The sequence below is a fragment of the Serratia montpellierensis genome (genome assembly GCF_020858655.1).
Classification (GTDB): domain Bacteria; phylum Pseudomonadota; class Gammaproteobacteria; order Enterobacterales; family Enterobacteriaceae; genus Serratia; species Serratia montpellierensis.
Genome location: NZ_VOSN01000010.1, coordinates 1 through 10,229, shown reverse-complemented (window position 1 = coordinate 10,229; position 10,229 = coordinate 1). Strand labels below are relative to the sequence as shown.

Below are 10,229 nucleotides of genomic sequence, written 5' to 3'. Positions count from 1 at the left end.
GATCGGCGGCCCGTTCCCGCAGGTGCGTTTCTGCCCGACCGGCGGCATCTCGCCGGACAATTACCGCAGCTATCTGGCGCTGAAAAGCGTACTGTGCATCGGCGGCTCCTGGCTGGTGCCGGCGGACGCGCTGGAAAGCGGCGACTACGCCCGTATCACCGAACTGGCGCGCGCCGCCGTCGCGGGCGCCCAGGCCTGATTTACATCGCAGCGGTGGCGGCCGGCAGGGCCGCCCCGCTGCGCTGGCTGAACCGCTGCTTCTTGCGGTAAGCGAACACGTCTTCCACGTGCCCCTCGCGGATGCGCTGCTGCAACCCACGCCAATACTCCGCGGTAAACAGATCGCTGTGCAGCTCTTCAAACACCCGCCGAATGCGCCGATCGCCGCACAGGAAGTGACGGAACTCCTCCGGGAACACGTCGTTGGGCGCGATGCTGTACCACGGCTCGCTGGCCAATTCGTCCTCCGGATAGCGCGGCGGCGGAATGTCGCGGAAGTTAACCTCAGTCATGTAGCAAATCTCGTCGTAGTCGTAGAACACCACCCGCCCGTGGCGCGTCACGCCGAAGTTTTTGAACAGCATGTCGCCGGGGAAGATATTGGCGGCGGCCAGCTGCTTGATGGCATTGCCGTACTCTTCAATCGCATCGCGCATCTGCTGGTCGTTGGCCTGCTCCAGATACAGGTTCAGCGGCGTCATGCGCCGTTCCATATACAGATGCTTGATCACGATGCGATCGCCGAGATCTTCCAGTTTGCCCGGCACTTCGCGCCGCAGCTCCGCCAACAGCTCCGGGCTGAGGCGCGCCTTGTCGACGACGAAATTCTCGTACTCCTGGGTATCCGCCATGCGCCCGACGCGATCGTGCTCTTTCACCAGCTGATAGCAAGCCATCACCTGCGCCTGCGTTACCTCTTTTTGCGGGGCGAATTCGTCTTTGATCACTTTAAACACCCGATCGAAGGACGGCAGAGTGAACACCAGCATCACCATGCCCTTCACCCCCGGCGCGATGATAAATTGCTCCTGCGACTGCGCCATAAAGGTCAGGTATTCGCGATAGCATTCGGTTTTACCGTGCTTCTGGCAGCCGATCGCCATGTACAGCTCGGCGGTGGTTTTGCCCGGCAGGATCTCGCGCAGCCACTCCACCATCGCCGCCGGCAGCGGCGCGTAGACCATGAAATAAGAGCGGGCGAAGCCGAAGACGATGCTGGCCTCGGCCTTGCCGGTCAGGCAGGCATCGATAAACAGCGCGCCCGACTCGCTGTGGTGGATCGGGAGCAAGAACGGATAAACACCGTCGGCCAGGCGCAGCTTGCCGACCAGCCAGGCGGCCTTGTTGCGATAGAACAGTTCGTTGGCTATCTGGAAGGTTGCGCCCGCCAGCTGCGCTGCGCTGAAGGCGCGTTGCAGCGCCTGAGTGATGTCGCGAATATCGCGCGCCAAGTCCTCCCACGGCAGCCGCAGCGGCAGATCGCTCAGCACGCTACGCAGCATCGCCGGTAGATCGCCATTGGGGGTGAAATCGCGTGCCAGCGGACGCGGTATGTCGCGAAAGCGCCGTTCCGGCTGCGAACTGAAGACGAACAGCTTGTCCGGCGTCAGATCGCGGTGCCTGAACAGCCGGCAATAGACCGAGTTAAAGAAGCTTTCGGCGATCTCGAAACGCGGATAGTCCGGCAGCAGGTCGATATAAACCGCTTTAACCCGGCTGGGGAAATCGGCGTCGAAGTATTTCTGCCCGGTGATGCATTTGAGCTGCTCCACCACCAGGCCGACGTGATGGTCATACAGATGGATGCGCTTTTTCATCGCCTGCTGCACCGCCGGCCAGTCCGCCTGCTCGAAGCGCTGCTGCGCGCCGGCGGTCACTTCCAGAAAGCGGCCGTACTGCGCATCGAAGCCCTGCAGGATCGTCTGTGCGATCAACAACTCCAGTTTTGCCGCCATCCTTACCCCCGCCAGAAAAAGAAGCCTGCGCATGCAGGCTTCGGGTGAAACGTCTTCAAGCTTGCCGCATCAGAACTGCTGTTCTTCCGTCGAACCGGTCAGCGCGGTGACCGAAGAGGCGCCGCCCTGAATGACGGTGGTGACCTTGTCGAAGTAGCCGGTGCCCACCTCCTGCTGGTGCGACGCGAAGGTGTAACCGCGATCCACCGCGGCGAACTCCGCCTGCTGCACCTTCTCGACGTAGTGTTTCATCCCCTCGCCTTGTGCATAGGCGTGCGCCAGGTCGAACATGTTGAACCACATGCTGTGGATGCCCGCCAGCGTGATGAACTGATACTTGTAGCCCATGTCCGACAGCGCCTGCTGGAAGCGAGCGATGGTCTGATCGTCGAGGTTCTTCTTCCAGTTGAACGATGGCGAGCAGTTGTAGGCCAACAGCTTGCCTGGGTATTTGGCGTGGATGGCATCGGCGAAGCGCTGAGCGGCATCCAGATCCGGCGTTGAGGTTTCGCACCACACCATATCCGCGTAAGGGGCATAGGCCAGGCCGCGGCTGATCGCCTGCTCGACGCCGGCATGGGTGCGGAAGAAGCCTTCCGCCGTGCGCTCGCCGGTGATGAAGGCGCTGTCATACGGATCGCAATCGGAGGTCAGCAGGTCGGCCGCATCGGCGTCGGTGCGGGCGATCACCAGCGTCGGCACGCCGAGCACGTCGGCCGCCAGGCGTGCGGCGACCAGCTTCTGAATCGCTTCTTGCGTCGGCACCAGCACTTTGCCGCCCATATGGCCGCACTTCTTCACCGCCGCCAGCTGATCTTCAAAGTGCACCCCGGCGGCGCCGGCGGTGATCATCGCTTTCATCAGCTCGAAGGCGTTCAGCACACCGCCGAAGCCGGCTTCCGCATCGGCGACGATCGGCAGGAAGTAATCGGTGTAGCCTTTGCTGCCCGGCTCAATTCGGTTCGCCCATTGGATCTGATCGGCGCGGCGGAAGGTGTTGTTGATGCGCTCGACGACCTTCGGCACGGAGTCCACCGGATACAGCGACTGGTCAGGGTACATGGCCGCCGCGCTGTTGGCATCCGCCGCCACCTGCCAGCCGGACAGGTAGATAGCCTCGATGCCGGCTTTGGCCTGCTGCAGCGCCTGGCCGCCGGTCAGCGCGCCCAGGCAGTTCACGTAGCCTTTGCGCGCCTTGCCGTTCAACAATGCCCACAGTTTGGCGGCGCCGTTTTGCGCCAGGGTGCATTCCGGGTTGACCGAACCGCGCAGGTTGATCACGTCTTCGGCGCTATAGGGGCGGGTAATGCCTTCCCAACGGGCCGATTTCCATTCCTGTTCCAGCTGCTGGATCTGTTGAGAGCGGGAGGTAGACATAATTTTTATCCTTTCAGTCATGTAGGGTTGATTGGGAAAATTCAGGCCAGCAGCGCATAGCCGGGCAGCGTCAGGAAATCGATTAATTCATCTTGCGTGGTGATGCGCTCCATCAGGCGCGCCGCCTCTTCGAACCGGCCGGCGTTAAAGCGCGCTTCCCCTACTTCTTCACGCACCACCAACATCTCTTCTTGCAGCATCTGGCGGAACAGCGCCTTGGTGACCGGGCGCCCGTCGTTCAGGCTCTTCTCGTGGTGGATCCACTGCCAGATAGACGTACGGGAGATCTCCGCCGTCGCCGCATCCTCCATCAAACCGTAAATCGGCACGCAGCCGTTGCCGGAGATCCAGGCTTCAATGTACTGCACCGCCACGCGGATATTGGCGCGCATCCCTGCTTCGGTGCGCTCACCGTCGCACGGAGCCAGCAGCTGTGCGGCGCTGATCGGCGCGTCTTGCTCACGCAGCACCTCCAGCTGATTTTGGCGATCGCCCAATGCTTTGCCGAACACCTCCATCACCGTGTCCGCCAGCCCCGGGTGTGCCACCCAGGTGCCGTCGTGGCCGTTGCTGGCCTCCAGCTCTTTGTCCGCCCGCACCTTGTTCAGCACCCAGGCGTTTTTCTCGGCGTCTTTGCTCGGGATAAACGCCGCCATGCCGCCCATGGCGAACGCGCCGCGCTTATGACAGGTTTTGATCAGCAGGCGCGAATAGGCGCTCAGGAAAGGTTTCTCCATGGTCACCGACTGACGATCCGGCAGCACGCGATCGCCGTGATTCTTCAGCGTTTTGATGTAGCTGAAGATGTAATCCCAGCGGCCGCAGTTCAGACCGACGATGTGGTCGCGCAGGTGGTAGAGGACCTCGTCCATCTGGAACACCGCCGGCAGGGTTTCGATCAGCACGGTCGCTTTGATAGTGCCGCGCGGCAGATCGAAACGATCCTCGGTAAAGCTGAAGACATCGCTCCACCAGGCCGCCTCTTCCCAGGACTGGGTTTTCGGCAGGTAGAAATACGGGCCGCTGCCCTTGGCCAGCAGCTGGCGATAGTTGTGGTAGAAGTACAGCGCGAAATCGAACAGGCCGCCGGGAATGGCCTCATCACGCCACAGCACGTGCTTCTCCGGCAGATGCAGACCGCGTACGCGAGCGATCAATACCGCCGGGTTCGGTTTCAGCTGGTAGATTTTGCCGGCTTCATTGGTGTAGGAAATGGTGCCGTTAACCGCATCATGCAGGTTGATTTGGCCGTCGATGACTTTGTCCCAGCTTGGCGCCAGCGAATCTTCGAAGTCGGCCATAAACACTTTTACGTTGGCGTTCAGCGCATTGATCACCATCTTGCGCTCGACCGGCCCGGTGATCTCGACCCTGCGGTCACGCAGGTCTTGCGGAATGCCGCGGATTTGCCAGTCACCTTCACGAATGGAAGCAGTTTCCGAAATAAATCCCGGCAGTTCACCGCGATCGATATTTTGTTGCCAGCGGACACGCGCCGCCAGCAGCTCGTTGCGCCGCGGCGTGAATTTCCCCACCAGGTCCGCCAGGAATTCAACCGCTTCATCCGTTAACACCTGGCGCTCCGCTGCGGCGAAACCCTGCGTAAACCTTAATTCCGTGCCTGCTATCTGTTGCGTCATGACCTTGCTCCTTCCCATCGATGCGCCCGCGCGACCGGCGCATTTTCATCAGAAATCACTGTGGATCAGGGCGGATGAAACGATCCTCAACTGGTCAGATCTCATCCCGATAGAGTTAAGAATACTCAACAAAAAATAAAAATCAAAAACCATTTCCATTTTATTATTAAATATTTTATTAACACTTTATTATCAATTGGTTAGACAAAATAACAACAATGACGGGTAAGGAAACTGGTTCCAATAATTTAATAAAGACGTGCTAACGCCTTGTCGGGAAATGGTTTTTTGGATAAAAGGACGGATAAAAAGAGGATCGTGCAGAGGATCAACGGCGCGGCGGCCTCGATTCAGCCGCCGGCAGACAGAAAAGATCAGTCGAGCGTGGGATTCATATGGCGCAGATCGTAAGGTGTGATCTGGTAGACGTAATAGTTGAGCCAGTTGGAAAACAGGAGGTGGCCATGGCTGCGCCAGGTGGCTTTCGGTGTCAGTGCGGGGTTGTCATCGGGGAAATAGTTGAGCGGTACGGCAGGATCGAGGCCGGCATCGTTGTCGCGACAATACTCTCCTGCCAGGGTCAACGTATCGTATTCCGGATGGCCGGTGACGAACGCCAGGCGCTTATCCCTGCTGGCGAACAGGTAGGCTCCGGCCTGTTCGGATTCGGCCAGGATGTCCAGGTCGGTATATTGGCGAATCACCTCGGTCGGGAAATCGGCATAGCGCGAATGCGGCGCCAGGAAGCTTTCGTCGAAGCCGCGCGTCAGCAACGCATGCTGCTGCAGCGTTTGGTGCGGATAAACGCCGGAGAGCTTCACCTCGCGCGTCATCTTGGGAATGCCGTACAGAATATTCAACGCCGCCTGTACCGCCCAGCACACGAACAGCGTGGAGGTAACGTGGTTCTTAGCCCAGTCGATCACGCGCTCGATCTGCGGCCAGTAGGCAACATCGCAGAAATCGACCAGCCCCAGCGGCGCGCCGGTGACGATCAAACCATCGAAGTTCTCGTTCTGGATATCCTCGAAGTCACAATAGAAGTTATTCAGATGCTCGGCCGGCGTGTTCTTCGATTCGCGGCTATCGATACGCAGCAGCTGGATATCAATCTGCAGCGGCGAGTTGGACAGCAGGCGCAAAAACTGGTTTTCCGTTTCGATCTTCTTTGGCATCAGGTTGAGGATCAGCACTTTCAGCGGCCTGATTTCCTGTGTTTTTGCCCGCGAGGATGTCATCACGAAGACATTCTCACCGCGCAAGAAATTGACCGCAGGTAACTCATCAGGAACACGAATCGGCATTGCTTAACCCTCACACATCCATTTATACGTTTAGACTTCTAGATGCCCGAAGATAGCGTTTTTTTCCGTCGATGTCGAGCATTCGGCGGAAAGGTGAAAATGTTTCATTGCGCGAGCGGCGCCAGGGTATGGCAGGGAGATGAAAGGCGCTGAAAGCCAAGAGGCCATCCTTTCGGATGGCCTCTTGGCTTATTTGGTGCTTGGCAGTGTCCTACAGTATTCGTCTCATCCTGAGACTCTCCCCTGCGGGGCCGCCGCAAGCGGCGTTAAGGCCCGTTCCCGACGGGCCTTTCGCATGCCCATGTTCGAGCAGAACACCAAATAACAGACAAAACAAAAAGCCCCATGCTTTCGCATGAGGCTTGTTGTTTTATTTGATGCTTGGCAGTGTCCTACTCTCGCATGGGGAGACCCCACACTACCATCGGCGCTACGGCGTTTCACTTCTGAGTTCGGCATGGGGTCAGGTGGGACCACCGCGCTATTGCCGCCAGGCAAATTCTGTTTCATTCCAACCGCGTCACTCTCGTGCCGCCATCAGAACCAATCTCGGAACTTCGCTGAAAATCTCTCTAAAAACACCTTCGGTGTTGTAAGGTTAAGCCTCACGGATCATTAGTACTGGTTAGCTCAATGCATCGCTGCACTTACACACCCAGCCTATCAACGTCTTAGTCTTAAACGTTCCTTCAGGGGCCTTAAAGGCCCAGGGAAGACTCATCTTGAGGCAAGTTTCGCGCTTAGATGCTTTCAGCGCTTATCTTTTCCGCACTTAGCTACCGGGCAATGCCATTGGCATGACAACCCGAACACCAGTGGTGCGTTCACTCCGGTCCTCTCGTACTAGGAGCAACCCCTCTCAATCTTCCAACGCCCACGGCAGATAGGGACCGAACTGTCTCACGACGTTCTAAACCCAGCTCGCGTACCACTTTAAATGGCGAACAGCCATACCCTTGGGACCTACTTCAGCCCCAGGATGTGATGAGCCGACATCGAGGTGCCAAACACCGCCGTCGATATGAACTCTTGGGCGGTATCAGCCTGTTATCCCCGGAGTACCTTTTATCCGTTGAGCGATGGCCCTTCCATTCAGAACCACCGGATCACTAAGACCTACTTTCGTACCTGCTCGAGCCGTCACTCTCGCAGTCAAGCTAGCTTATGCCTTTGCACTAACCTCACGATGTCCGACCGTGATTAGCTAACCTTCGTGCTCCTCCGTTACTCTTTGGGAGGAGACCGCCCCAGTCAAACTACCCACCAGACACTGTCCTCACCCCGGATCACGGGGCCGAGTTAGAACATCAAACATTAAAGGGTGGTATTTCAAGGATGGCTCCACGCAGACTGGCGTCCACGCTTCAAAGCCTCCCACCTATCCTACACATCAAGGCTCAATGTTCAGTGTCAAGCTATAGTAAAGGTTCACGGGGTCTTTCCGTCTTGCCGCGGGTACACTGCATCTTCACAGCGAGTTCAATTTCACTGAGTCTCGGGTGGAGACAGCCTGGCCATCATTACGCCATTCGTGCAGGTCGGAACTTACCCGACAAGGAATTTCGCTACCTTAGGACCGTTATAGTTACGGCCGCCGTTTACTGGGGCTTCGATCAAGAGCTTCGCCTTGCGGCTGACCCCATCAATTAACCTTCCAGCACCGGGCAGGCGTCACACCGTATACGTCCACTTTCGTGTTTGCACAGTGCTGTGTTTTTATTAAACAGTTGCAGCCAGCTGGTATCTTCGACTGGCTTCAGCTCCATCCGCGAAGGACTTCACCTACATGCCAGCGTGCCTTCTCCCGAAGTTACGGCACCATTTTGCCTAGTTCCTTCACCCGAGTTCTCTCAAGCGCCTTGGTATTCTCTACCTGACCACCTGTGTCGGTTTGGGGTACGATTCAATGTTACCTAGAGCTTAGAGGCTTTTCCTGGAAGCAGGGCATCAACTACTTCTGCACCGTAGTGCATCGTCATCACGCCTCAGGGTTAGTATGTAACCGGATTTACCAGGTCACACCCCCTACACGCTTAAACCGGGACAACCGTCGCCCGGCTAGCCTAGCCTTCTCCGTCCCCCCTTCGCAGTAACACCAAGTACAGGAATATTAACCTGTTTCCCATCGACTACGCTTTTCAGCCTCGCCTTAGGGGTCGACTCACCCTGCCCCGATTAACGTTGGACAGGAACCCTTGGTCTTCCGGCGAGCGGGCTTTTCACCCGCTTTATCGTTACTTATGTCAGCATTCGCACTTCTGATACCTCCAGCAACCCTCACAGGCCACCTTCAACGGCTTACAGAACGCTCCCCTACCCAACAACGCCTAAGCGTCGCTGCCGCAGCTTCGGTGCATGGTTTAGCCCCGTTACATCTTCCGCGCAGGCCGACTCGACCAGTGAGCTATTACGCTTTCTTTAAATGATGGCTGCTTCTAAGCCAACATCCTGGCTGTCTATGCCTTCCCACATCGTTTCCCACTTAACCATGACTTTGGGACCTTAGCTGGCGGTCTGGGTTGTTTCCCTCTTCACGACGGACGTTAGCACCCGCCGTGTGTCTCCCGTGATAACATTCTTCGGTATTCGGAGTTTGCATCGGTTTGGTAAGCCGGGATGGCCCCCTAGCCGAAACAGTGCTCTACCCCCGAAGATGAGTTCACGAGGCGCTACCTAAATAGCTTTCGGGGAGAACCAGCTATCTCCCGGTTTGATTGGCCTTTCACCCCCAGCCACAAGTCATCCGCTAATTTTTCAACATTAGTCGGTTCGGTCCTCCAGTTAGTGTTACCCAACCTTCAACCTGCCCATGGCTAGATCACCGGGTTTCGGGTCTATACCTTGCAACTAATCGCCCAGTTAAGACTCGGTTTCCCTACGGCTCCCCTATACGGTTAACCTTGCTACAAAATATAAGTCGCTGACCCATTATACAAAAGGTACGCAGTCACACCACGAAGGTGCTCCCACTGCTTGTACGTACACGGTTTCAGGTTCTATTTCACTCCCCTCGCCGGGGTTCTTTTCGCCTTTCCCTCACGGTACTGGTTCACTATCGGTCAGTCAGGAGTATTTAGCCTTGGAGGATGGTCCCCCCATATTCAGACAGGATGTCACGTGTCCCGCCCTACTCATCGAACTCACGACCTGTGCATTTTAGTGTACGGGGCTATCACCCTTTACTGCGCGACTTTCCAGACGCTTCCACTAACACACAAGCCGATTCAGGTTCTGGGCTCCTCCCCGTTCGCTCGCCGCTACTGGGGGAATCTCGGTTGATTTCTTTTCCTCGGGGTACTTAGATGTTTCAGTTCCCCCGGTTCGCCTCATGCCACTATGTATTCATGACATGATAGTGTGTCGAAACACACTGGGTTTCCCCATTCGGGTATCGCCGGTTGTAACGGTTCATATCACCTTACCGACGCTTTTCGCAGATTAGCACGCCCTTCATCGCCTCTGACTGCCTAGGCATCCACCGTGTACGCTTAGTCACTTAACCTCACAACCCGAAGATGTTTCCATCGTTCGTGCTGCAAACATTTGAGAGACTCTATGACAGGTTACTCTTCATCCCAATACGTCTACGGAGGGATAAATTTCAGCCGTCATGTTTCAATTTTCAGCTTGTTCCAGATTGTTAAAGAGCAAAATACTTCGCAGCATACTGTCGCCAATATACTCTGAAGTATTGAAATACCGGACTATATGGTGGAGCTAAGCGGGATCGAACCGCTGACCTCCTGCGTGCAAGGCAGGCGCTCTCCCAGCTGAGCTATAGCCCCATACAGTCACGCGCAGTACCTTTTCCACTTCGAAGAAGTGGTAGGCCTGAGTGGACTTGAACCACCGACCTCACCCTTATCAGGGGTGCGCTCTAACCACCTGAGCTACAAGCCTATAAAGGTATTTCTGCTCGTTACTTTCTATCAGACAATCTGTGTGAGCACGCC

The 10,229-nt window shown here is 56.7% G+C and carries 4 protein-coding genes, 2 tRNA genes, 2 rRNA genes and 1 pseudogene; 1 reads left to right on the top strand and 8 read right to left on the bottom strand.

Going from position 1 to position 10,229, the window contains the following annotated elements:
* A pseudogene (locus tag FUU19_RS10755) lies at positions 1–199 on the top strand (bifunctional 4-hydroxy-2-oxoglutarate aldolase/2-dehydro-3-deoxy-phosphogluconate aldolase); the annotation flags it as partial.
* A 1-nt stretch (position 200) separates the two neighbouring features.
* Here FUU19_RS10755 and aceK read toward each other — a convergent pair.
* The 8 genes from aceK to FUU19_RS10715 all read right to left on the bottom strand — a co-directional run bounded on the left by aceK (position 201) and on the right by FUU19_RS10715 (position 10,176).
* The gene (gene aceK, locus FUU19_RS10750) at positions 201–1,955 is read right to left on the bottom strand and encodes a bifunctional isocitrate dehydrogenase kinase/phosphatase (RefSeq protein WP_141972240.1); all 1,755 of its coding nucleotides are present in this window, start codon (positions 1,953–1,955) and stop codon (positions 201–203) included.
* A 69-nt stretch (positions 1,956–2,024) separates the two neighbouring features.
* On the bottom strand, positions 2,025–3,332 hold the full coding sequence (aceA, locus tag FUU19_RS10745) for an isocitrate lyase (RefSeq protein WP_141972238.1): 1,308 nt from the start codon (positions 3,330–3,332) through the stop codon (positions 2,025–2,027).
* 41 nt (positions 3,333–3,373) lie between these two features.
* On the bottom strand, positions 3,374–4,972 hold the full coding sequence (gene aceB, locus FUU19_RS10740) for a malate synthase A (RefSeq protein WP_230489703.1): 1,599 nt from the start codon (positions 4,970–4,972) through the stop codon (positions 3,374–3,376).
* Positions 4,973–5,346: 374 nt separating this feature from the next.
* Positions 5,347–6,276 carry a homoserine O-acetyltransferase MetA gene (metA, locus tag FUU19_RS10735; RefSeq protein WP_043139603.1) on the bottom strand — a complete coding sequence of 310 codons (930 nt, stop codon included), beginning with the start codon at positions 6,274–6,276 and terminating at the stop codon, positions 5,347–5,349.
* 379 nt (positions 6,277–6,655) lie between these two features.
* Positions 6,656–6,771: ribosomal RNA gene (gene rrf, locus FUU19_RS10730) — 5S ribosomal RNA — on the bottom strand.
* A 99-nt stretch (positions 6,772–6,870) separates the two neighbouring features.
* Positions 6,871–9,778 (bottom strand): 23S ribosomal RNA (locus tag FUU19_RS10725).
* A gap of 207 nt (positions 9,779–9,985) precedes the next feature.
* Positions 9,986–10,061: transfer RNA gene (locus tag FUU19_RS10720), tRNA-Ala, on the bottom strand.
* A gap of 38 nt (positions 10,062–10,099) precedes the next feature.
* Positions 10,100–10,176, bottom strand: a tRNA-Ile gene (locus tag FUU19_RS10715).
* Between the last annotated feature and the right edge of the window lie 53 nt (positions 10,177–10,229).

Coding starts and splice junctions, on each gene's coding strand:
- aceB (WP_230489703.1), bottom strand. CDS start 4,972: ATGACGCAACAGATAGCAGGCACGGAATTAAGGTTTACGCAGGGTTTC.
- aceA (WP_141972238.1), bottom strand. CDS start 3,332: ATGTCTACCTCCCGCTCTCAACAGATCCAGCAGCTGGAACAGGAATGG.
- metA (WP_043139603.1), bottom strand. CDS start 6,276: ATGCCGATTCGTGTTCCTGATGAGTTACCTGCGGTCAATTTCTTGCGC.
- aceK (WP_141972240.1), bottom strand. CDS start 1,955: ATGGCGGCAAAACTGGAGTTGTTGATCGCACAGACGATCCTGCAGGGC.